The following is a 23,302-nucleotide window of genomic DNA, read 5'->3' as shown; positions in this document are numbered from 1 at the left end:
TGCGCGGGCCACCGCCTACACTCGCTCACGGAACCGGGTGGGCCGTTGTAGAGATCGAACGGCCGAGCGGGGACGCAGGGCGGCAGCCGAACCGGCTGTCGTTGCGCGGTGTGGGCGCGGTGTCGGCCTCCGGAAATGATTCTCCGAGCGCAACTGCCTCCCGCGGGGATCGATCTTGACCGGCCAAGAGAGGACAAGCGCATGCCATCCGTCAAGGGTTTGGAAGAGCCGGCATCGGGCTTTGCGATTGTCGGCTACGCTGCGCGATTTCCGGGAGCTGCTGATGCGGATGAGTTCTGGGATGTGTTGCGGCAAGGCCGAGATGTGGTATCTGAAGTGCCGCAGGACCGGTGGGATGTCGACGAATTCTTCGACCCGGAACCGGGTGCGCCCGGCAAGGTCGTCACCCGTCGTGCCGGTTTCGTCGACGACGTAACGGGATTCGACGCTCCGTTCTTCGGTATGTCGACGCGCGAGGTCAGGCTGATGGACCCGCAGCACCGGATCTTGCTGGAAACGGCGTGGCGCGCAGTGGAGCATTCGGGAACTGCGCCAACTGATCTGGCGAACAGCAACACTGGTGTCTTCGTGGGTTTGGCCACGCATGACTACCTGGGAATGGTGTCCGACGAGCTGACTTACGCCGAAATCGAGGCCTACCTGGCCATCGGGACGTCGAACGCCGCGGCGGCGGGCCGGATCAGCTATCGGTTGGGGTTGCAGGGTCCGGCAGTCGCCGTCGACACGGCGTGCAGCTCGTCGCTGGTGGCCATCCATCAGGCGTGCCAAGCGCTGCGTCTTGGCGAATGCGACCTGGCCCTTGCCGGCGGGGCGAACGTCCTGCTCACCCCGGCGACCATGATTACGTTCTCCAGCGCGCACATGCTTGCACCCGACGGCCGGTGCAAGACATTCGACGCGGCGGCGGACGGCTATGTACGCGGCGAGGGCTGCGGTGTCATCGTGATCAAGCGCCTCGAGGACGCGATCCGCGATGGTGATCGGATACGCGCCGTGATCCGCGGCAGCGCGATCAACCAGGACGGGGCTTCGGGCGGCTTGACCGTGCCGAACGGCGTTGCCCAACAACGTGTTATCGCCGACGCGCTGAAGCGAGCCAACCTCGAACCCCGCGACATCGGGTACCTGGAAGCGCACGGCACCGGGACATCACTGGGTGACCCCATCGAGGCCCAGGCCGCGGGTGCGGTACTCGGCGCCGGACGCGAACCGGGCCGGCCGCTGCTGATGGGCTCGGTGAAGACGAATATCGGGCATCTGGAAGCAGCAGCGGGTATTGCCGGCGTCATCAAAGTCATCCTGTCGCTCGAGAACGAACTACTGCCGCAACACCTCCACTTTCAGAACCCGTCGCCCCACATTCCCTGGGATCGGCTCGCGGTGCAGGTTGTCGAGGAGGCCACCGCCTGGGAACGCAACGGAGAGCCCCGCATTGCGGGAATCAGCTCATTTGGATTCGCCGGCACGAACGCTCACGTCATTCTCGAGGAAGCACCCGAGCAACCCGAAGCGCTTCTCGCGGCGCCGGTTCCCCTCGAGCATCCCGGGGACCGACGGTTCAGCATCCTGCCGCTCTCGGCGCGAACGCCCGCCGCATTGGCACGGCTCGCAGCTGACTACCGCAGTTGGTTGAGCGCGCACCCGGAGGCGACCCTGCGCGACGTATGCTTCACCGCCGGCGCTGGGCGAGCACACTTGGAGCAGCGGGCCGCGTTGGTGGTCAACTCGCGAGAATCTGCCGTGGAGCTACTCGGCGCACTCGCGGAGGATCGCCCGGCACCCGGTTTGTTCCGCGGCGAATCCCAGGACCCGCCGAAGACGGCGTGGCTGTTCACCGGTCAAGGCAGCCAATACCCCGGCATGGCTCAAGAGTTGTTCGACACCGAGCCGGTGTTTGCCGAGACACTGAATCGTTGCGCTGCTGCGGTCGCCGGCGTTCTCGAAAAGCCGTTGTTGGACGTAATTTTCGGCGGGAACAGCCCGGACGGCGACGCGACGCTGCAGCAGACCTCCTACGCACAGCCCGCGCTCTTTGCGGTGGAGATGGGCCTGGCCCGGCTCTGGCAATCATGGGGCTTCGAACCGGACGTCGTGCTGGGCCACAGCGTCGGCCAGTATTCGGCGGCCTGCGTGGCAGGCGTGCTCAGCCTCGAAGACGGCGCGCTGCTGACGGCCGAACGTGGTCGTCTCTTCGGCAGTCTGCCTGCGGGCGGCCGGATGGTTGCGGTGTTCACCGCCGCCGAGCGAGTCGAGCGACTGACCGACGATTTCCCGGCTGTGTCGGTCGCCGCCTACAACGGTGCCAACACCGTATTATCCGGCCCTGCAGCGGATCTGGAGCAGGCGGTGGCCGGACTGACGGCCGACGGTATCCGATGTGACTGGTTGGACACCAGCCATGCGTTCCACTCAGCGCTCCTGGACCCGATCCTCGACGATTTCGAATCGTATGCGGGGCAGTTCGACTTCAAAGCGCCTCAACGCATTTTGATCGACAACCGCACCGGCGCCGCGCTCGGCCGGAGCGTGAAGCTCGATGGCGCCTATTGGCGCCGGCACGCGCGACAACCGGTGGAATTCGCCAAGAGCGTGCGCACTCTTGCCGAGCTGAGCTGCAAGGTGTTGCTCGAGATCGGTCCCCGACCGGTGCTCACCGCCTCGGCTCTGAGTGCATGGCCTGATCCGGCCACCGCGCCGCGAGCGATCCCGTCGCTGCGCCGAAATACCGCTGACCACCGGCAAATCACCGAAGCGGTCGCCGATGCGTATGTCGCGGGTCACCTGCCCGACTTTGACGCTTTACGGAGGGCGCACACGCAAAAACTCGATCTACCCACCTATCCTTTCGAGCGTCGCCAGTACTGGTTCCGGAATGATCGTGAGCGCCCCGAACAACGACAGGACGTCGGCGCACCGCGTACCGAAGCCGTGCGCCTGCTCGAGGACGGCCGGATCCAGGAACTGGCGACCCTGATCGACGGTGCGAGCGGTAATGATCAGACCGTGCAGGTGCTCACCAAGCTTGCAGCACAACACAATCAACAGCGCACCACCCGGCCCGTCGCGGACGACCGCTACGAGATCCGGTGGGACAAAACAACAACTCCGCCTTCCCGCGCAGAAGTGGTCGGTGAGTCGAGCTGGATCATCGTCGGCGACGATACGGATTCCGTCCAGCCGTTGGTCGACTGGCTGACCGCACGCAGCCACCGGCATCGGGTCGTCGGGTTACCGGTGTCCGACGCCGACGAGGAACAGCTCGTTGGCGCATTACGCGCTGCCGCTGCAGACGATTCGACGCTACGCATCGTGCATGTCGCGGCTTTGGCGGCCGGGACCACACCAACGATGCGCTCACTGTTGCGGACGCAACACCGGATTCTTGGCGGAACACGGCGGCTCTTTCGCGCAGCGGTCGCCGCCGAGCTACGCAGCCCGATCTGGATCGTGACGCGCAGCGCGCAGCGCGTCACCGACACCGACACTGTGGCGCCGCATCAGAGTTGCCTGTGGGGTTTCGGTCGCGCCGCATCGCTGGAGCTGCCGCAGGTATGGGGCGGACTCGCAGATCTGGGCGCAGGGACTGCCGGCGAATGGTCTCGGCTCATCGACCGGATCAGCACGCCGCGCGACTCAGTCGCCAGGGAAGACCAGCTCGCACTGCGTGATGAGGCGGTCTACGTTCCCCGGTTGGTTCGACGCGCTGGGCCGTCGCGCGGTGCGCCGCTGCAGATACGGGACAGCGCAACGTATTTGGTGACCGGCGGGCTGGGTGCGATCGGGCTCGAGATCGCCGGATACCTGGCAGCGAACGGCGCCGGGCATCTGGTGCTGACCAGCCGGCGCGCACCAACCGATGCCGTCCAACAGCGCATCGATGCACTGGGCGAAGCGCACGGCTGCCAAATCCGGGTCGTCACCGCCGATGTCGCCGATGCGCACGACGTCGCCCGCCTGCTGGCAGGCGTGCAAGCCGAGCTGCCGCCGTTGGCAGGCATCGTCCACGCTGCGGGTGAGATCGGCACCACGCCGCTGAGCGCCCTTCAGGACGCCGAGGTCGACCGCGTGTTCGCCGGCAAGGTCTGGGGTGCTTGGCATTTGAGCGAAGCGGCGGCTGATCTGCAGCTCGACTTCTTCATCAGCACTTCCTCGATCGCCTCGGTGTGGGGGGGATTCGGCCAGAGCGCCTACAGCGCGGCGAACGCCTTCCTCGACGGTCTCGCCTGGCGCCTACGTGAGCAGGGCATCCTCGGCGTCAGCGTCAATTTCGGGCCGTGGTCGGCGGGCATGGCGGACGCGGAATCTCGTGCCCGACTGGATCAGCGTGGGATCCGGACGCTGGCACCGGCCGCTGCGCTTGCCGGTTTGGCCGATGTTGTGGCGGCCGCTCCGGCGCAGGGCCCCGCACACGCAGTTGTGGCCCGGATCGACTGGGACCGCTTCTTGCCGCTCTACCAGCAAGCGGGTAGGCGTGCGTTCCTGGCGGAGCTGGAGCGCGAGGTGCCCAGCCTGATGAATACCGCGGGGCCTTCCGCAACGCCCGCCGGGAAGACCCCGTTGGTCGAGCGGCTCACGAGCGCTCCGGTGCAGCAGCGCAAGAAACTGTTGACCGACTATCTCCGTGATGCGGTCGCGGAGGTGACGCGGGTCGATGCCGCGGAAATCCGCGAGGACGCAGGGTTTTTCGATCTCGGCATGGATTCGTTGATGGCGGTCGAATTGCGGCGCCGCATCGAACAAGGGGTGGGCAAGCAGGTCCCGGCCACCCTGGCCATGGATCACCCGCGGCTGTCCGACGTGGCCGACTACCTGCTCGGCGATGTGCTCGAGCTCGGTGATCAGGCGTCCTCCAAACCCAGACCTCAGCCGACAGCCGAGGTGACGACGCGCACGGATGAACCGATCGCGATCGTCGCGGTGTCGTGCCGTTTCCCCGGCGCGCCCGATCCGGAAGCGTTCTGGGAGGTGTTGTCCGGCGGTGTCGATGCGATCCGGGAGGTCCCGGAGGACCGGTTCGACATCGACGAGTTCTACGATCCGGATCCGGACGCTCCGGGCAAGACGTACACGCGGTTCGGCGGATTCCTCGACGAAATAGACGGATTCGATCCCGAATTCTTCGGCATCTCGCCCCGCGAGGCTGTCTGGATCGAGCCGCAGCAACGTCTGATGCTCGAAACGGTATGGGAAGGCCTGGAACGCGCCGGGCACTCGCCAGCGACGTTGCGCGGCAGCCGGACCGGAGTTTTCGTGGGTGTGGCGGCCAACGAGTATGCGCACCTGCTGTCGTCGGAGTCGATCGACAAGATAGAACCGCACTTCATCACCGGCAATGCGCTCAACGCCATCTCCGGTCGCGTTGCCTTCGCCCTGGGACTCGAAGGACCGGCGGTAGCGATCGACACCGCATGCAGCTCCGCGCTGGTGGCCGTCCATCAGGCCTGCCAGGCATTGCACTCCGGTGACTGTGACATGGCGCTCGCCGGGGGCGTGAACGTCTTGCTCAGTCCAGTGACCGTTGTTGCCGCCTCGCGCGCGAGAATGCTTTCCCCGGTGGGGCGATGCAAGACCTTCGACGCCTCCGCCGACGGTTACGTGCGCAGTGAAGGCTGCGGGATTCTCGTGCTCAAGCGACTGAGCGACGCCGAGCGCGAAGGTGATCGGATCTGTGCGGTCATTGCCAGCAGCGCGGTCAACCAGGACGGGGCATCAAGTGGCCTGACAGTGCCCAATGGTGGTGCACAGCAACGGCTTATCGGGACGGCGCTCGCTCGTGCCGGTCTGGCAGGCGGAGATGTCGATTACCTCGAGGCGCATGGGACGGGCACCCCGCTCGGCGATCCGATCGAGGTGCAGGCGGCGGCCGCCGCCTACGGCGGCTCGCGCGACGCGGACCGGCCGCTGCTGATGGGCTCGGTGAAGACCAATATCGGTCACACCGAATCCGCGTCAGGCGCAGCAGGTCTGATCAAAGTTGTGTTGTCGCTGCAGCACGACGTCCTGCCGCAAAGCCTCCACTTCGAGGAGCCGTCGCCGCACATCCCGTGGGATTCGCTGCCGGTACGGGTCGTGGACAAGGCGATGCCGTGGCGGCCCAACGGCAGACCGCGGCGCGCCGGCGTGAGCTCCTTCGGGTTCACCGGTACCAACGCGCACGTGCTGGTTGAGGAGGCGCCGGCGCGAGCTGTGTCCGCCGACGTGCACATCGCCGACAATGTCGCGACGGAGTCGGCGTCGCAAGCTCGCGCTGAACAGGTCAGGGTGCTGGCGCTATCCGCGCGGTCACCGGAAGCACTGATGGCGTTGGCGCAGCGTTACGAGGCCTGGCTGAGCTCCCACCCGGATGCAGACCTCGCCGAGGTATGCCTGACCGCCGGAACGGGCCGTTCACACTTCGAGCATCGCGCCGCGCTGGTCGTGGACTCGGTCGCGGGCGCGCGCGACGCCCTGGCCGAGCTGGCTGAGAACCGCCTGCGGCCCGGTGTCGTACGTGGCGAGCACGCGCACCACCCGACAACCGCATGGTTGTTCACCGGCCAGGGCAGCCAGTATTCGGCGATGGCGCATGAGTTATTCGACACCGAACCGGTTTTCGCCGAAACCGTGACGCGCTGTGCCGATGCGGTCAATGACATATTGCCGAATCCGTTGCTGGAGGTGCTGTTCGCCACCGATCGCGAAACCGGAGGCGAAGCCGGAGAAAGGCTGCGGCACACCTCGTTTGCGCAGCCGGCGCTTTTCGCCGTCGAGATGGGCCTTGCCCGGCTGTGGCAGTCGTGGGGGATCCAGCCCGACGTGGTGCTGGGGCACAGCGTGGGTCAATACGCAGCCGCATGTGTGGCAGGCGTGTTCAGTCTCGAGGACGGCGCCCGGCTAATGGCCGAGCGCGGACGAATGTTCGGCAGCCTGCCCGAAGGCGGGCGCATGGTGGCCGTGTTCGCCGACGCCAAGCACGTTGAGGAGGTCGCGGGCGAATTTCCGCGAGTGTCGGTCGCTGCGTACAACGGACCCAACACCGTGCTTTCGGGTCCGGGTGAGGACGTGGAGCAGATCGTCGCCAAGTTCGGTGACGAGGGATTCCGCTGCACCGGGCTGCAGACCAGCCACGCCTTCCACTCCGAGCTGTTGGACCCGGTGCTCGACGAATTCGAGGCGTACGCCGCGCAATTGCAATTTGCCGCGCCGAGCATGCCGCTGGTCTGTAACCGCACCGGTGCCGTGCTCACGAGCCAAACCCCACTCGACGCCCCGTACTGGCGGCGGCATTCCCGACAGCCGGTGCAGTTCGCCGAAAGTGTGCGCACCGTGGCGGCGCTGGGCTGCTCGGTGTTGATGGAGATCGGCCCGCAACCGGTGCTGACCGGTGCAGCGGTACAGGTTTGGCCAGAGCACCTTGCCGCACCGCGGGCGATTGTCTCGCTGCGTAAGGGCGTCGGCGATCGGCGCCAGATCGCCGACGCGCTGGCCGCGGCCTACGTCGGCGGCCATCGTCTCGATTTCGCTGCGCTGCATGATCAGCCTTGTCGCAGAATCGAACTGCCCACTTATCCGTTCCAGCGCCGTCGCTTCTGGCCTAAGACGTCCGGCATCGCGGTCGACGGTCCGGCCGTATCGGGAATCCTCGGTAATGCGAAAGACCTCGCCTCGGGCGACTCCGTCTACACCAGCAGGTTGTCCGTCAAATCGCAGCCTTGGCTATCCGATCACGTCATCTACGGCACGGTCGTCGTGCCTGGGGCGACCTACGCGGCAATGGCATTGGCCGCGGTCGGTACTCCGGCGCGGGCGAAGGATGTCTTCTTCTACGAGCCGATCATCCTGCCCGAAAAGAGTTCTCGTGAAGTACAGCTGACCTTGCATCCGATACAGGACGGCCGAGAGTCCAGATTCCAAGTGCACAGCCGTCCGTACGGCGAGCGTGGCGCCGAATGGTCGTTGAACGCCGAAGGCACCGTGGTCGCCGGCGTGGATGACATCGGTGACGAACCGGTATCCGACGGTGATCCGGTCGACGAAACGCTCGAGCGACTGAACCGCATGCGTCCTCAGGAGTTGTTCGAGACCTTCGCCGACTTGGAGCTGGCCTGGGGACCGACCTGGTCCGGTTCCCTGAAGTCGCTGTGGCTCGGCGAGGGCGAAGCGATCGGCGACATCCTCGTCGGCGAAGAACTCGCCGAACAACTCGGCAGCGAGCCGATGCACCCGGTGCTGATGGATCTGTGCACCGGAGTCGCTTTCCCCGCGTTCCCGGCGCTTCTCGCGGCCGAACAGGGCGTCAACGATCTGTTCCTGCCGCTGCGGTACGGGCAAGTGATGTTGCGGGAGAAAATGCCACGGCGGTTCTACTGCCGTGCGAGGTGGCACAGCAGCGAACTCAACAGCGAAACCCAGGTCTTCGACCTCGATTTCGTCGACCGGGATGGTCGCAAGTTGGGTGGGATTCGCGAGTTCACTGTCAAACGCGCACCGCGCGAGGCGTTGCTGCGCGGGCTCGGCGGCGATGCCACCCGGTTGCTGTACAGCCTTGGCTGGCACGAGGTGCCGCCGCCATCGCGCGAAGAAGCCGCAGAAGTCACCGGCACCTGGCTGATCGCCGGCTTCGACGAACTGGCGGCCACGGTGCCGGGCTGCGTCCCGCTCGACCGGAACATTGATCCGGAGCCGTTGGGACAGGTGCTGGCGCAGGCTGCCGAACGCGGGCTGCCGTTCACCGGCGTCGTCTGGCGCAGCAGCGGACCGAACAAAGAAGACGGCGCCGGCTCGGAAAACTGGGCCGGCCGCCTCGAAACGGAAATCACCAATCTGCTCAGCGCCGTGCACGCGGTGCAAGGCGGCGCGGTGAAACTGCCTGGCGGACTGTGGATCGTCACCGAACGGGCCGTGGCCACCGAATCCGGCGAACAGGTAGACCCGGTGCAGGCGGCACTGTGGGGATTCGGGCGCACCGCCATCAACGAGGAACCGGTACTGCGCGCCAAGTTGGTCGATTGCGACGGGTCACCCGAGGCCGTGCAGGCACTGGCCAACTTGCTGGCGACCCCGGTTGACGAACCGGAACTCGCGGTGCGACAAGGAAAGCTGCTGGCCTCCCGGTTATTGCCATGGTCGCGCAGCGGTCATCTCACGGTGCCGCGTGCAGGCGACTACGTCCTGGCACCCACCGAACGCGGCGCGATTGACAACCTGCGGCTGACCGAAGTGGACGTGGCGCCCCCGGACGCGGGCTACGTGCAGGTCCGGGTGGAGGCCTCGGGCCTCAACTTCCGCGATGTGCTCAACGTCCTCGGCCTCTACCCGGGCGACCCCGGGCCGATCGGCGGAGACTTCGCGGGTGTCGTCACCCAGCTGGGCGAGGGCGTCGCCGGAGTCGAGGTGGGCCAGCGCGTCTACGGCTTCATGCAGGGTGCGTTCTCCAGCCGGTTCAACGTGCCTGCCCAGTTGCTGGCGCCGATCCCGGACGGGGTGAGCGCGGTCGAGGCGGCGACGATTCCCGCTGCGGCGCTGACGGTTCGGCTCGCGTTCGACTGGGCGCAGCTGAAGCCCGGCGAGCGTGTGCTCATCCACGCCGCCAGCGGTGGTGTCGGCCTGGCGGCGATTCAGATGGCACAGCAGCGTGGTGCCATCGTCTTCGCCACGGCCAGCACCTTCAAACGCGCGACGTTGCGCAAGTTGGGTGTGGAGCACGTCTACGACTCGCGCACAACGGATTTCGCAGACCAGATCCTGGCTGATACCGATGGTGCCGGCGTCGACGTGGTGCTCAACAGCCTGACCAGTGAGGGATTCCTCGAAGCGACCGTGCGGGCCACCGCCCACAACGGCCGCTTCGCCGAGATCGCCAAGCGTGACATCTGGACGCCTGAGCAGATGGCACAGGCCCGTCCCGACATCGCCTACGAGATCGTGGCACTGGACACCGTGACCTTCCAGGAGCCCGAACGTATTCGGAACTTGCTGACGGAGGTCTCCGAAGGATTGGCCAAGGGCGAGTGGACACCGCTGCCCGCCGAGATTTACCCGCTGACCGAGGCGAGGGCCGCATTCCGCCGGATGCAGCAAGCGCGGCACATCGGAAAGATCGTGGTTCAGACACCGAATCCGCTTCAGCCCCAGGCGGATCGGAGCTACCTGATCACCGGCGGACTCGGTGCGATCGGTCTGCACACCGCGTCGTATCTGGCTCAACTCGGTGCGGGTGACATCGTGTTGTCCAGCCGGCGCGCGCCCGGTGCGGACGTGCAACAGGCAATCGACGAGATCGCCGAGCGCTACAAGTGCCGCATCCACGTGTTCTGCGCCGATGTCGGCTCGGAGTCCGACGTCGCGAAGCTGTTGGAGCGCATCCGCGCGGAGTTGCCCCCGTTGGCCGGTGTGGCACATTTGGCGGGCGTGCTCGATGATGCGCTGCTGTCCCAGCAGAGCCTGGAGCGATTCCGAACAACCTTGATGCCCAAGGCGTTCGGCGCGTGCCATTTGGACAGATTGACGCGGGACGATGATCTGGACTTCTTCATCGTGTCCTCCTCGGTGTCGAGCTTGTTCGGTTCGCCCGGTCAGTCCAACTACGCGACCGCCAATGCCCTGCTCGACGGCCTGGTCGCGCGGCGAAGGGCGCAAGGCTTGCCGGCCACCGGTGTCAACTTCGGTCCCTGGGCCCAGGGGGGCATGGCCTCTTCGGAGGCCGCAACCGCCAATATCAGTGCGCAGGGCCTGATTCCGCTGGAACCGTCGGCCGCGCTCGGTGCCCTCGTCGAGGTCGTGGCGAATGGAACGGGCCAGGCCACCGTGCTCAAGGCCAATTGGCAGCGTGCCGCGAAGGTGCTGGGCAGTTCGCGCCCACCGATCCTCGACCTCGTGTTGCCCAGTGCCGTCGGAGAGGTGACCGGTGACAGCGAATTGCTCAAGCAGCTGATGGAGATTCCGGTGCCGCAGCGCGCCGGCTTCGTGACCGAATTCCTTCAGCGGGAGGTGCAGAACTTCCTGCGACTCGCGTCGCCGCCTGCCGCAAGCAGTCGGTTCCTGGACCTGGGTACGGATTCACTGATGGCGATCGAACTCCGCAACCGGCTGCACAGTCAGTTCGGCGGCAAGTTCACGATCAACGCGACAGCGGTCTTCGACTATCCGACCATCGGGGGCCTTGCCGAATATCTCGTGGGTCAGCTGTCCGACGCGGACTCAGAGCCGGGCGAGGCGGAATCGATTGCCGCGCCAGAGTCCCGCTGATGTCAGGCGCTGATGTCGAATCCGGTGATGACCTTGGTTGGACGGACCCGTACCAATAGTTCGCCGGGTGCGGAGTTGCGGCGGCCGAACTCCTCGGCCCGCTCGGCGCCCATGTAGCGACCGCCGGTGCGGGTCGCGATGCGCAGCACGTCCTGCGGATCCTCCGTCACCGTCGCAACCCCCTGCACCTGCACAAACGAGTAGGGCGGGTGGGGGTCGTCGACACAGATCACGACTCGCGAATCACGAGCCAGGGCACGGCCTTTCGACGTGTCACGCCCGGTGTTGAACGCCAGCTGTCCGTCATCGACCACGAACCACACCGGCGCGACCAGCGGGCGGCCATCGGCGGCGAGGTAGCCCAGCATCCCGGTACGGGTGCCGGCTGACAGGAACTCGATGACTTTCTCGGTCAGCTCCGCGGGCTCGGCCATGCGTTACAGACGGGCCAGGTCGTAGTCGCCGAGGTGGTCAATGAGATTGTGCAGGTGCTCGCCCGAGGTGCCCAAAGTGTTTTCGATCGCGGTGAGCCGGGCGGCGTAGTGGCTGACCGGGTATTCCGCCGTCACGCCGATGCCGCCGTGCATCTGCACCGACTCCTGTGCGATGTGCCGGCCCGAGCGGCCGATCTGCAGCTTGGCGCGCGAGGCGATCACCGGGTCGATGTTGCCGTCGGCGATCGACATCGCCGCGTACAGCGTCATGCTGCGGGCCAATTCCAGTGACACGTACATGTCGGCAGCGCGCTGCGTGAGCGCCTGGAATTTGTTGAGCGTGACGCCGAACTGCTTGCGCGTCTTGAGGTAATCGGTGGTCAGCCGCAGCGATTCCTCCATGGCCCCCAGCGCTTCGGCGCACAGCGCCGACTGGATGCGCACGAGGGCGTCGCGGATGGCGCCCGAGGCGTCGACCGCCTCGCCCAGGGGTTCGGCGGCGGTGGAGTCCAGGTCGATCTGCGCGCCGCGCTGTCCGTCGAACGTCCGGTAGGGGTGCCTGGTCACCGCTGCCGCGTCGACCAGGAACAGCCCGGTGCCGCCGTTCGGCAGCGTGGCGCTGACCACCAAGGTGTCGGCGCAGTCCCCGGCGAGCACCGGGTTCTTCCGGCCGCTCACTGTCCACGAATCACCTTGCTGCTCAGCCTTGGTGCTCACGTCGGCGGCCGGCTTGCGCGGGCCCGGCTCGAGGTGGGCGAACGCCAGCAGCCGCTGCCCGCCCGCGACCTCGTCGAGCAGTTGCTTCTGCTCGGCGCTGCCCAGCTCGGCGATCAGCGCACCGGGCCCCAGCGCGGCGTGCAGCACCGGCTCGGGGGCCAGCCGGCGACCGACCTCGTTGAGCACCACCATGATCTCGATCTGGCCGGACTCCTCCGGCTCGAAACCCAGACCGAGAATTCCCGTGTCGGCGAGCTGATTCCACACCTCTCGGCTCCAGCCGAGATCGGAGCCGATGATCTTGTTGCGGCTTTCCGGGTCGTAGGTGCGCGACAACAGGTCGCGGGTGGTGTCGCGGAGCAGGGCTTGCTCGTCGCTCAATTGAAAGTCCATGGCTGCCTCACAATCCCAGAATCGTCGACGCGATGATGTTGCGCTGCACCTCGCTGCTACCGCCGTAGATCGAGGTCTTGCGGTAGTTGAGGTAGTGCGGCGCACTGTGTTGGGCCCAGGACGGTGACGCGATGTCTTCGCCGTTGGCGGGCAGCGCATCCGGCCCGGCTACCTCGACGAGCAGTTCGGTGGCCGCCTGCTGCAGCTGGCTGCCGCGCAGCTTGAGCACCGATGACGCCGGGTTGGGCTGGCCGTCCGCGGAGTCGGTGACCACCCGCGATTGGGTGAGTTCCAGTGCCAACAGCTCGTTTTCGGCCTCGGCCAGCCGCGCCGCGAACAGCGGGTCGTTGAGCACCCCGGTGGCGGCCGCGTGCTTCTTCACCTCGGCGAGGCGCACCTTGGTCCGCCCCACTCCGGCGATGCCCGTGCGCTCGTTGCCCAGCAGGTACTTCGCGTACGTCCAGCCCTGATTCTCTTCTCCGACAAGCTGGTTGGCGGGCACCCGGACATCCTCGAAGAAGACCTCGTTGATCTCGTGGCCGCCGTCGATCGTCTTGATGGGCCGCAGGGTGATGCCCGGTGTGTTCATGTCGAACAGCAGGAACGAGATGCCGGCCTGGCGTTTGGGAGCCTGCGGGTCGGTTCGGACCAGGCAGAAGATCCAGTCCGCGTACTGCCCGAGCGTGGTCCAGGTCTTCTGGCCGTTGACGACGTAGCTGTCGCCGTCGCGGACCGCGGTGGTGCGCAGCGACGCCAGGTCCGATCCGGCCTCGGGCTCGGAGAATCCCTGGCACCACCAGATGTCGAGGCTGGCCGTCGGGGGCAAGAAGCGTTGTTTGACCTCCTCCGAACCGAATTCGGCGATCACCGGGCCCACCATCTTGGTGTTGAAGTTCAGCGGTTCCGGGACGCACGCCAGCTGCATTTCGTCGGCCCAGATCTGATGCTGGGTGGGCGTCCAGTCCTTGCCGCCCCACTCGACCGGCCAGTTCGGTACCGCCAGGCCGTGCTCGTGCAGGATCTTGTGGCTGGCGACGATGTCGTCGTGGTTCACTTCCGCCGAGCCCCGGCGCACCCGGTCGCGCAGCTCCTCGGGGATCTTGGTCGTGTAGATGGTGCGGAGTTCGTCGCGGAACGCGGCTTCCTCGGGCGTGAGCGCCAGTTGCATGGCAGCCTCCTGTCGTTTCGGGGTGACCGTGACGACGCAGCGCCCAGAGCTGTTTTCTGGCGGTGCCGGTCGTTCGCTCGACTTCCATCTTGACCCATCCCTCGCGGGCCCCATGCACAGCCTCGGGTTAATCCACAGATCGGCCCCGCGGCGCCGTTGAGCGGGGCCGTTGTGGCGGTCCGCGGACCTACCGTCGGCCCATGCGAACAGAACTTCCGGCGGAGCGCCTGCAGCGACGGCTCAACGCTGAACCGGAGACCGATGCGGACGCCGGTCCCGAGGACGCCGGGTCGGCCCCGACCGGCGACGCCCCCGACGACGACCAGAATTCGCTGCTGCCGCGGTGGCTTCCCGACGCGTCGCGGGACCGGGGCTGGATGGCCAGGATGCGCGCCGACCCCGGACGCGCCGGCGCCATCGGGCTGGCGATCGTGGCGGCGCTGGCTGTGCTGGTCACGGTCTTCACGTTGCTGCGCGATCGGCCGGCGCCGGTGATGTCGGCCAAGCTGCCACCGGTGGAGAAGGTGTCGACGGCCGGCCCCAGGTCGTCGGCAAGTCCGGGTGCCGCGCCACCGCCGGAGCCCGACCGCCCGGTGGTGGTCAGCGTGGTCGGTTTGGTGCACACCCCGGGCCTGGTGACCCTCGCGCCGGGCGCGCGTATCGCCGATGCGCTTCAGGCCGCCGGCGGCGCGGTGAACGGGGCGGACACCATCGGACTGAACATGGCCCGACCGCTCGGTGACGGCGAACAGATCGTGGTCGGTCTCGCGCCCGCTCCCGGGCAGCCGACGGCGCTGGGCAGTTCGGTGGCCGCCGGAACGACGCCGACGTCGAAGGCCCCGACACCGACGCCGGGATCGGTCAAGCCGAAGCCGGGCCAGGCGGTCGACCTGAACACCGCGACCGTTCAGGAACTCGACGCGCTGCCCGGCGTCGGGCCGGTCACCGCCGCCGCGATCGTGGCGTGGCGGCAATCCAACGGCAAGTTCACCAGCGTCGACCAGCTCGCCGACGTCGAGGGCATCGGACCGGCGCGGTTGGAGAAGCTGCGCGCCCTGGTCCGTGTCTGACCCCGGTGGTTCCTCCCGGGCCGGGCGTATCGCCTTCCGGGCATGTCGATGTGCGCCTGGTGCCGGCGGCGCTGACCTGTTGGGCGGTGACCGCCGCCGGCATCTGGTGGCCGGCCGGCCGAATCCTCGCCTGGTGCTGCCTCACGCTGACCGCGGCGTCCGGTGTGCTGGCATGGCGCGCCGCGCACCGGCCCGGCAGAACAGCGCGGCTGCGGGCGATCGGCGCCGGGGTGGCCGCGGTCGGCGTGGTTGGTGCGGGATACGGCTTCGCCATCGGGCTGCGCACCGACGCTGTCGTTCACCACCCGATCACCGCGGCGTTCGGCAGCAGCGCTCCGGTCACCGTCACGCCCACCGAGAGCCCGGCGTCGCTGGGCGCCGGCCGGTTGATGTTCAAGGCCTCCCTGCGACGTCTGCGCGACGCCCAAACATCGGGCCGGGTCGTCGTGTTCGCGCGCGCCTCGGACTTCGGCGCTGTGATGGTGGGCCAGCCGGTGCAGTTCACCGCGCGGATCACCCGGCCGGCCCGTCGCGACCTGACGGTCGCGGTGCTCAACGCGTCAGGCCGGCCGACCATGGGCACCGCGAGCGCCGTGCAGCGCGCCGCGCACGGGGTGCGCAGCCGATTCGCCGCCGCCGTCCGCGACACGCTGCCCGGCGAGCAGGCGGCGATGCTGCCCGCGCTGGTGCTCGGCGACACCTCGGCGGTGCCGAGCGAGACCAGCCGCGACTTTCGCGCGGCCGGCATGACGCACCTGATGGCCGTGTCGGGCGCCAACGTGACGATCGTGTGCGCCGCCGTGCTGTTCGCCGCCCGGTTGGTCGGTCCCCGCGCTGCCGTCGCCCTTGCCGCGCTGGCGCTGGTGGCCTTCGTCATCGTGGTGCAGCCGACGGCGAGTGTGGTGCGGGCGGCGGTGATGGGTGCCATCGCACTGGTGGGGATGCTGTCTTCGCGTCGGCGCCAAGCCATTCCGGCCCTGGCCGCCACCGTGCTGGTGCTGCTGGCCGTCACCCCCGCGCTGGCCGTCGACGTGGGGTTCGCGCTGTCGGTGGTCGCCACCGCCGCGCTGATCGTCGTCGCGCCGGTCTGGTCGCGGCGGCTGGTGGGGAAGGGGTGGCCCAAGCCGCTGGCCGACGCGCTCGCCGTCGCCTGGGCCGCGCAGGTGGTGACCGCGCCTCTGGTCGCGGCGATCTCGGGCCGATTCAGCGTGGTTGCCGCGCTCGCGAACCTCGTGGTGGCCGCCGTGATCGCGCCGATCACGGTGCTCGGTACCGCGGCGGCGGCGCTCTGCGCGGTGTGGCCGGCCGCCGCGCGGCTGCTGATCCGTTTCACCGGTCCCGAGTTGTGGTGGGTCGACGCGGTGGCCCGCCGGGCGGCCAACCTGCCTGGCGCGACCCTGCCGGTCCCGGAGGGCCTGCCCGGCACGCTGATCGTCGGCGGTGTCACGGTGCTGGCGGTGGTGCTGTGGCGGTGGCGGCCATTCCGCCTCGCGGCCGGAGTGGCGGCGCTGGCCGGGCTGGCCTGGGCACTGTCCGGACTGGGCTAGGGCAGGTCGTCGTCCCGCCGGATCCCCGAGCGGCGCAGTCGGTGCGGCGTGACACCATCGTGGGGTGAGCGAGGTTTCGCCGTTGCACCTGGTCCTGGGAGACGAGGAACTGCTGGTCGATCGGGCGGTGGCCGACGTGCTGCGGTTGGCGCGGAAACGGGCCGGCACCGACGACGTTCCGATCAACCGCATGCGGGCGGGCGACGTCAGCACCTATGAGCTCGCCGAGCTGCTGAGTCCGTCACTGTTCGCCGACGAGCGGATCGTCGTGCTGGAGGCCGCCGGCGAAGCGGGCAAAGACGCTGCCGCGGTGATTGTTTCGGCCGCGAACGACATGCCGACGGGTGTGGTGCTGGTCGTGGTGCACTCGGGCGGTGGGCGGGCCAAGGCGCTGGCCACCGAGCTGCAGTCCCTCGGCGCCGAGGTGCATGCGTGCGCGCGGATCACCAAACTCAGCGAACGCATCGACTTCGTCCGCAAGGAATTTCGCGGCCTGCGGGTCAAGGCCGACGAGGACACGGTGACTGCGATGCTGGATTCGGTCGGTTCCGATCTGCGGGAGCTGGCCTCTGCCTGCTCCCAACTGGTCGCCGACACCGGCGGGGTGGTCGACGCCGCGGCGGTGCGCCGGTACCACAGCGGCAAGGCCGAGGTGAAGGGCTTCGACATCGCGGACAAGGCGGTGGCCGGAGACATCGAGGGAGCCGCCGAGGCGCTGCGCTGGGCGATGATGCGGGGCGAGCCGCTGGTGGTGTTGGCCGATGCGCTGGCCGAGGCGATCCACACGATCGGCCGGGTCGGCCCGCTGTCGGGCGACCCCTACCGGCTGGCGTCGCAGCTCGGGATGCCGCCCTGGCGGGTGCAGAAGGCGCAGAAACAGGCGCGGCGTTGGTCGCGTGACTCGGTGGCGACGGCGATGAAGGTGGTCGCCACGCTCAATGCGAACGTCAAGGGGGCGGTGGTGGACGCCGACTACGCCCTGGAATCCGCGGTCAGGCAGGTCGCCGAACTAGCCGCCCAGCGCGGCCACTAGGGACGGGACGGCGTCGGCCGGTAGGACCTTTAGATCTTGTTGAGGGCCTGCGCCAGCGCCGACTTCTTGTTCGCGGCCTGGTTCTTGTGGATCACGCCCTTGCTGGCCGCCTTGTCCAGCTTGCGGTTGGTCGACACCAGCAACTCGGCGGCCTTCTCCTTGTCGCCGGCGTGGGCGGCCTCGCGGAACGCGCGGACAGCGGTACGCAGCGACGACTTCACCGACTTGTTGCGCAGGCGGGCGCGCTCGTTCGTCTTGTTGCGCTTCTGCTGCGACTTGATGTTGGCCACGCGGGAGTTCCTTCTTCGATTAGACGTTTTGCGGGTCGCCGGATAACACCACAGCGATTGCCCAGGTTATCAGTGAGTTACGTTTTCTCCCAAAACGGGAACACCTGGGCTGCCAGAACGTCGACTTGAGGCAGCATCTGAACAGTGAGTCTTACGAACCAGCTTGACGACAGCAAGCGGGGACTTCGCGCTGCGCGTTCTGAGCGCATTTTCGGCGGCTACAACGGGTCTTCGGACGCCTACGACATGGCGTTCGACGAGATGTTCGACGCCCAGGGCACCGTCCGCGGCCCCTACAAGGGCATTTACGCCGAGCTTGCGCCATCGGACGCCTCGGAGCTGAAAGCTCGCGCCGAAGCGCTATCGCGCGCCTTCCTCGACCAGGGGATCACCTTCTCGTTATCGGGCCAGGAACGGCCATTTCCGCTGGACCTGGTGCCACGGGTTATCTCGGCCGCCGACTGGACCCGGCTGGAGCGCGGCATCACCCAGCGGGTCAGGGCGCTCGAGATGTATCTCGATGACATCTACGGTGACCAGGAAATTCTGAACGACGGCGTCATTCCGCGTCGCCTGATCACCTCCTGCGAGCATTTCCACCGCCAGGCGATGGGCATCGTCCCGCCCAACGGCGTGCGGATCCACGTCGCCGGCATCGATCTGATCCGCGACGAGAAGGGCGTCTGGCGGGTTCTCGAGGACAACCTGCGCTCGCCGTCGGGTGTGTCCTATGTCATGGAGAACCGGCGCACCATGGCGCGGGTCTTCCCGAACCTGTTCGCCACCCATCGGGTGCGCGCGGTCGACGACTACGCCTCGCACCTGCTGCGGGCGCTGCGCAACTCCGCGGCCACCAACGAGGCCGACCCGACGGTGGTGGTGCTGACCCCGGGCGTCTACAACTCGGCGTATTTCGAGCATTCGCTACTGGCCCGTCAGATGGGTGTGGAGCTGGTCGAGGGGCGTGACCTGTTCTGCCGCGACAACCAGGTGTACATGCGCACCACCGAGGGCGAGCGTCAGGTCGACGTCATCTACCGGCGCATCGACGACGCCTTCCTCGATCCGCTGCAGTTCCGCGCCGACTCGATGCTGGGCGTGGCCGGTCTGGTCAACGCGGCCCGCGCCGGCAACGTCTCCATCTCCAGCGCCATCGGCAACGGCGTCGGCGACGACAAACTCGTCTACACCTACGTGCCCACCATGATCGAGTACTACCTGGGCGAGAAGCCACTGCTGGCCAACGTGGAGACGTTGCGCTGCTGGCTTGATGACGAGCGTGAAGAAGCGCTGGACCGCATCGACGAGCTGGTCATCAAGCCGGTTGAGGGTTCCGGCGGCTACGGGATCGTGTTCGGTCCGGAGGCGTCGGCGAAAGAGCTCGCTGCCGTCGCCAAGAAGATTCGCGACGATCCCCGCAGCTGGATCGCGCAGCCGATGATGGAGCTCTCGACCGTGCCGACGCAGATCGGTAACACCCTGGCGCCCCGCTACGTGGATCTGCGGCCATTCGCGGTCAACGACGGCAACGACGTGTTCGTGTTGCCCGGCGGGCTGACCCGCGTGGCCCTGGTCGAGGGGTCGCGGGTGGTCAACTCCAGCCAGGGCGGTGGGTCCAAGGACACCTGGGTGTTGGCGTCACGGGCGTCGGCGGGCGACCATGAGCTCGGCGCGGCGGAGGTGGTGCGGTCGTTGCCCGACTCGATGCCGGACCCGCTGGAAGACTCGCCGCGGCTGACGTCTGTGACCTCGCAGCAGCCGCAGCCCACCGACCAGCCCCAGCGCGAGAAGTCCAAGCAACACCAACAACAAAAGGCGGTGCGCTGATGCTGGCACGTAACGCCGAGGCGCTCTACTGGATCGGCCGCTACGTCGAGCGAGCCGACGACACCTCACGAATCCTGGACGTCGCACTGCACCAACTGCTGGAGGACTCCAGCGTCGACCCCGACCAGGCTTCGCGCGTGCTGCTGCGGGTGCTCGGCATCGACCCGCCGGATCACGACTTGGATGTGTGGTCGTTGACCGACTTGGTGGCCTATAACACCAACACCCAAGGCGGCTGCTCGATCGTCGACGCGATCACCGCCGCGCGGGAAAACGCGAAGTCGGCGCGTGAGGTGACGTCCAGCGAAATCTGGGAGTGCCTCAACACGACCTACCACGCCCTGCCCGAACGCCAAAGTGCCGCCAAACGCCTTGGGCCACACGACTTCTTGTCGTTCATCGAGCGACGCGCGGCAATGTTCGCCGGGTTGGCCGACTCTACGCTTTCGCGTGACGACGGCTATCGGTTCATGGTGCTGGGCCGGGCGATCGAACGGGTGGACATGACGGTGCGACTGCTGCTGTCGCGGGTCGGAGACAGCGCTTCGTCGCCGGCGTGGGTGACGCTGTTGCGCTCGGCGGGTGCACACGACACTTACCTGCGCACCTACCGCGGTGTGCTGGACGCGGGCCGAGTGGTCGAATTCATGTTGCTGGACCGGCTATTTCCGCGTTCGGTGTTTTACTCGCTGCGGCTGGCCGAACACAACCTCGACGAACTGGTCCGCAACCGGCAGAGCCGGATCGGGGCCACGGCCGAGGCGCAGCGGCTGCTCGGTCAGGCGCGCAGCGAGTTGGAGTTCGTCCAGCCCGGCGTGCTGCTGGAATCGTTGGAGAGCCGCCTGGCGGGGCTGCAGAGCACCTGCCATGACGTCGGAGAAGCGTTGGCGCTGCAGTACTTCCACGTGACGCCCTGGGTAGCGTGGTCGGACGCGGGCCAGCGTGCCCGGCTGGTCAGCAGGAAAGGGGACGGTTGATGTGGCGGCTGCGGGTGGTGCACACCACGGGATACGCATACCAGTCGCCCGTGACCGCCTCCTACAACGAGGCCCGGCTGACCCCGCGGTCGAACACCCGGCAGAACGTCATCCTCAACCGCGTCGAGACCATCCCGGCGACGCGGTCCTACCGTTACATCGACTACTGGGGTACCGCGGTCACGGCGTTCGACTTGCACGCTCCCCATACCGACCTCACGGTGATGTCGTCCTCCGTCGTCGAAACCGAACGGGCCGAGCCGCTCTCGGCGGAGGTGGGCTGGAGCGACCTGCAGTCGGACGCCGTAATCGATCGCTACTACGACCTGCTGCGCCCCACCGAGCACACCCCGGCCAGCAAGCGGGTGGCATCGGTGGGCAAGAAGATCAGCAAGACCCACGAGCCGGCCGAAGCCGTTGTCGCCGCAGCCAATTGGGTGCGTGATGAACTCGAATACCTTCCCGGGACCACCAGCGTGGCCTCGTCGGGGCTGGACGCGCTCAAAGAGGGTAAGGGTGTCTGCCAGGACTTCGTCCACCTGTCGCTGATGTTGTTGCGCAGCATGGGAATTCCGGCGCATTACGTCTCGGGCTACCTGCATCCCAAACGTGATGCCGTCGTGGGTGACACGGTGGACGGGCGAAGCCACGCCTGGATTGAGGCGTGGACGGGAGCGTGGTGGAGCTATGACCCCACCAACGACGCCGACATCACCGAGCAGTATGTGGGCGTAGGCGCGGGTCGCGACTACGCCGACGTCTCCCCATTGAAGGGCATCTACTCCGGGGAGGGCGCCACCGACCTCGACGTGATCGTGGAGGTGACCCGGCTCGCCTAGCCGGGGTGCGTGCCGTCGTCGGCTCGCCTAGCCGCAGCGATACCGTTGCAGGGATGAGCGATTCAGCCGTCGGCGGGGCCCGGCGCGATGTGAACCGACCGAGGCTGGGCGGCTCGTCCCTGGCCGTGCTGTCCCTGGCCGTGCTGTCCCTGGTCTGCATCGGGCTGCTCATCGGCGGCATCACGATCGGGGTCGCCGTGGGCGGCGTGATGCCGTTGCCCTACGGCCCGCCAAGCGCCGTCGTGAGCTACGTCCGCGCCCAGCCGACAGCCGTGCGCATCATCGCGGTCGCGACGTTCGCGTCGTCGGTGCCGCTGGCGCTCTACACCGCGATCGCGGCCGCGCGGTTGCGCCGGCTCGGGGCGGGCGCCGGGTCGGCCGCGGTCGCACTGACCGGCGGCGCCCTGGCCGCCGGTGCGCTCGGCCTGGCCGGGCTGCTGGGTTGGGCGTTGTCGATACGGGACGTCGCGGCGAACGCGGCGGTGGTCAGGGCGCTCTACCTGCTGGTGTTTCTCACCGGCGGCCCAGGACACATCGTGGCGTTGGGCCTGCTGGTCGGTGCGCTCGCGGCGCCCGGCAAAAGATTGCTGCCCCGGCCGATCGCCTGGATCGGTCTGGTGACGGCTGCCCTCGCCGAAGCGACGACGGCGGTCCTGATCTGGCCGGCGCTGGGCGTCATCCTGCCGATCGCGCGGGTACTGGCGCTGACCTGGCTGATGGTGGCAGCGGTTGCGCTATCCCCTGCGGCACAACGAAATTCGGCAGCCCGGTGAGCCGCGGCGTCACGCAGGCGCGTCGACCTGGACCCGGTGCAGGTCGTCACCGAGTTCGATGCGGCCACCGAACTGCGCGGCCGCCAGGGCCCGCCACTGTTCTTCCTGGCCGGGCACCAGTGCCGGCACGTAGTGCGTCATGACCAGGGTGCCCACCCCCGCGCGGGCTGCGGTGGCCGCCGCTTCCTCAACGGAGGAGTGGTAGTCGCAGATGTCCTGCAGCCGCTGCTGGGGGATGTTGGCGACGATGTCCTTGCGGATCACCGTGTGCACCAGCGCGCCGGCGCCCGCCGCCAACTTGTCCAGGCCGGCGCACGGGACGGTGTCCCCGGCGAGCACCACCGAGGCGCCCTGGTAATCGATCCGGAAGCCGATGGTCGGGGCGACCGGTCGGTGATCGGTGGGCGCCACCCGGATGGCTATCCCGTCGCGGTCCCAGGCGGCGCCGTCGGTGTATTCGTGGACGTCCACCGCCGGCGGCTCATTGATGTCGCTGTGATGGGCGATCCGGTAACTGATGTCGTGCCGGAATGCGTTCAGCGTCGCCGCGACCACTTCCGCGGTGCCCGGCGGTCCGATGATCGGCAGCGGCGCGGGATCGGGGGTAAAGGTGCTGATCCACCGCGTGATGAGGACGTCGCCGAGGTCGCCGATGTGGTCGCTGTGCAAGTGGGTCAGCAACAGGGCCGTCAAGCCGGCCGCGCCCACCCCGACGGCGGCCGCGCGCTGCAGTACGCCACGCCCGCAATCGACCAGGAACGTCTGCCCGCCGGCACGCACCAGCGTGGACGGTCCGGCCCGGTTCGGATCGGGGATCGGACTTCCGGTTCCCAGCAGCGTGACCTCGATCATGGGCCTATCTTGCAAGCCCGCGGTGGCCGTGGTGGCCCAATCCGCCGATCCGCGCGGCTTTCACCGTTTGGACACGATCTGTTTGCAGGTTCTCTTAGTGGCTTTTCCGCCGCGCGAGTTAGCCGTAGCCTGATG

13 protein-coding genes are annotated in these 23,302 nt (G+C 67.7%); 8 read left to right on the top strand and 5 right to left on the bottom strand.

Annotation, left to right across the window (positions count from 1 at the left end; translation table 11 throughout):
- The first annotated feature begins 201 nt into the window (after positions 1-201).
- Entirely contained in the window at positions 202-11,247 is an 11,046-nt protein-coding gene (locus A5760_RS05200; protein ID WP_064878324.1) for a type I polyketide synthase, read from the top strand.
- Positions 11,248-11,249: 2 nt separating this feature from the next.
- Here the strand turns inward: A5760_RS05200 and A5760_RS05195 are convergent, their stop codons facing one another.
- The 3 genes from A5760_RS05195 to A5760_RS05185 are packed head-to-tail and all read right to left on the bottom strand — an operon-like array spanning position 11,250 to position 13,959.
- Complete coding sequence (locus tag A5760_RS05195; protein WP_064878322.1) at positions 11,250-11,681, bottom strand: PPOX class F420-dependent oxidoreductase; 432 nt, start codon at positions 11,679-11,681, stop codon at positions 11,250-11,252.
- Positions 11,682-11,684: 3 nt separating this feature from the next.
- On the bottom strand, positions 11,685-12,791 hold the full coding sequence (locus A5760_RS05190; protein ID WP_064878320.1) for an acyl-CoA dehydrogenase family protein: 1,107 nt from the start codon (positions 12,789-12,791) through the stop codon (positions 11,685-11,687).
- 7 nt (positions 12,792-12,798) lie between these two features.
- Positions 12,799-13,959 carry an acyl-CoA dehydrogenase family protein gene (locus tag A5760_RS05185; RefSeq protein WP_064878318.1) on the bottom strand — a complete coding sequence of 387 codons (1,161 nt, stop codon included), beginning with the start codon at positions 13,957-13,959 and terminating at the stop codon, positions 12,799-12,801.
- A 200-nt stretch (positions 13,960-14,159) separates the two neighbouring features.
- Here A5760_RS05185 and A5760_RS05180 point away from each other — a divergent pair, with 200 nt between their 5' ends.
- The 3 genes from A5760_RS05180 to holA all read left to right on the top strand — a co-directional run bounded on the left by A5760_RS05180 (position 14,160) and on the right by holA (position 17,609).
- Positions 14,160-15,029 carry a ComEA family DNA-binding protein gene (locus tag A5760_RS05180; RefSeq protein WP_064878316.1) on the top strand — a complete coding sequence of 290 codons (870 nt, stop codon included), beginning with the start codon at positions 14,160-14,162 and terminating at the stop codon, positions 15,027-15,029.
- Between the two features lie 50 nt (positions 15,030-15,079).
- A complete protein-coding gene (locus A5760_RS05175; RefSeq protein WP_064878314.1) occupies positions 15,080-16,576 on the top strand; it encodes a ComEC/Rec2 family competence protein in 1,497 nt (498 codons plus the stop codon).
- 64 nt (positions 16,577-16,640) lie between these two features.
- Entirely contained in the window at positions 16,641-17,609 is a 969-nt protein-coding gene (holA, locus tag A5760_RS05170) for a DNA polymerase III subunit delta (RefSeq protein WP_064878312.1), read from the top strand.
- A gap of 29 nt (positions 17,610-17,638) precedes the next feature.
- Here the strand turns inward: holA and rpsT are convergent, their stop codons facing one another.
- Positions 17,639-17,899: a 30S ribosomal protein S20 gene (gene rpsT / locus A5760_RS05165; RefSeq protein WP_007769864.1), complete on the bottom strand. Its 261-nt coding sequence runs from the start codon at positions 17,897-17,899 to the stop codon at positions 17,639-17,641.
- A 144-nt stretch (positions 17,900-18,043) separates the two neighbouring features.
- Between rpsT and A5760_RS05160 the strand changes: the two genes are divergently transcribed.
- From A5760_RS05160 to A5760_RS05145, 4 genes are all read left to right on the top strand, one after another.
- On the top strand, positions 18,044-19,726 hold the full coding sequence (locus tag A5760_RS05160) for a circularly permuted type 2 ATP-grasp protein (RefSeq protein ID WP_064878310.1): 1,683 nt from the start codon (positions 18,044-18,046) through the stop codon (positions 19,724-19,726).
- Complete coding sequence (locus tag A5760_RS05155; protein ID WP_064878308.1) at positions 19,726-20,703, top strand: alpha-E domain-containing protein; 978 nt, start codon at positions 19,726-19,728, stop codon at positions 20,701-20,703. The genes A5760_RS05160 and A5760_RS05155 overlap by 1 nt, the downstream gene beginning before the upstream one ends.
- Entirely contained in the window at positions 20,703-21,542 is an 840-nt protein-coding gene (locus A5760_RS05150; protein ID WP_064878306.1) for a transglutaminase family protein, read from the top strand. Before A5760_RS05155 ends, A5760_RS05150 begins: the two co-directional genes overlap by 1 nt.
- Before the next feature lie 197 nt (positions 21,543-21,739).
- The gene (locus tag A5760_RS05145; protein ID WP_155764210.1) at positions 21,740-22,315 is read left to right on the top strand and encodes a hypothetical protein; all 576 of its coding nucleotides are present in this window, start codon (positions 21,740-21,742) and stop codon (positions 22,313-22,315) included.
- Between the two features lie 9 nt (positions 22,316-22,324).
- Here the strand turns inward: A5760_RS05145 and A5760_RS05140 are convergent, their stop codons facing one another.
- Positions 22,325-23,167, bottom strand: coding sequence for a ribonuclease Z (locus A5760_RS05140; protein WP_064878304.1), 843 nt, complete (start codon positions 23,165-23,167; stop codon positions 22,325-22,327).
- Between the last annotated feature and the right edge of the window lie 135 nt (positions 23,168-23,302).

Source organism: Mycobacterium colombiense, from assembly GCF_001665835.1.
GTDB lineage: Bacteria > Actinomycetota > Actinomycetes > Mycobacteriales > Mycobacteriaceae > Mycobacterium > Mycobacterium colombiense_A.
This window is presented reverse-complemented; position numbering and strand designations above follow the sequence as displayed.

Coding starts and splice junctions, on each gene's coding strand:
- A5760_RS05180 (WP_064878316.1), top strand. CDS start 14,160: ATGCGAACAGAACTTCCGGCGGAGCGCCTGCAGCGACGGCTCAACGCT.
- A5760_RS05195 (WP_064878322.1), bottom strand. CDS start 11,681: ATGGCCGAGCCCGCGGAGCTGACCGAGAAAGTCATCGAGTTCCTGTCA.
- A5760_RS05140 (WP_064878304.1), bottom strand. CDS start 23,167: ATGATCGAGGTCACGCTGCTGGGAACCGGAAGTCCGATCCCCGATCCG.
- A5760_RS05190 (WP_064878320.1), bottom strand. CDS start 12,791: ATGGACTTTCAATTGAGCGACGAGCAAGCCCTGCTCCGCGACACCACC.
- A5760_RS05200 (WP_064878324.1), top strand. CDS start 202: ATGCCATCCGTCAAGGGTTTGGAAGAGCCGGCATCGGGCTTTGCGATT.
- A5760_RS05185 (WP_064878318.1), bottom strand. CDS start 13,959: ATGCAACTGGCGCTCACGCCCGAGGAAGCCGCGTTCCGCGACGAACTC.
- A5760_RS05150 (WP_064878306.1), top strand. CDS start 20,703: ATGTGGCGGCTGCGGGTGGTGCACACCACGGGATACGCATACCAGTCG.
- A5760_RS05155 (WP_064878308.1), top strand. CDS start 19,726: ATGCTGGCACGTAACGCCGAGGCGCTCTACTGGATCGGCCGCTACGTC.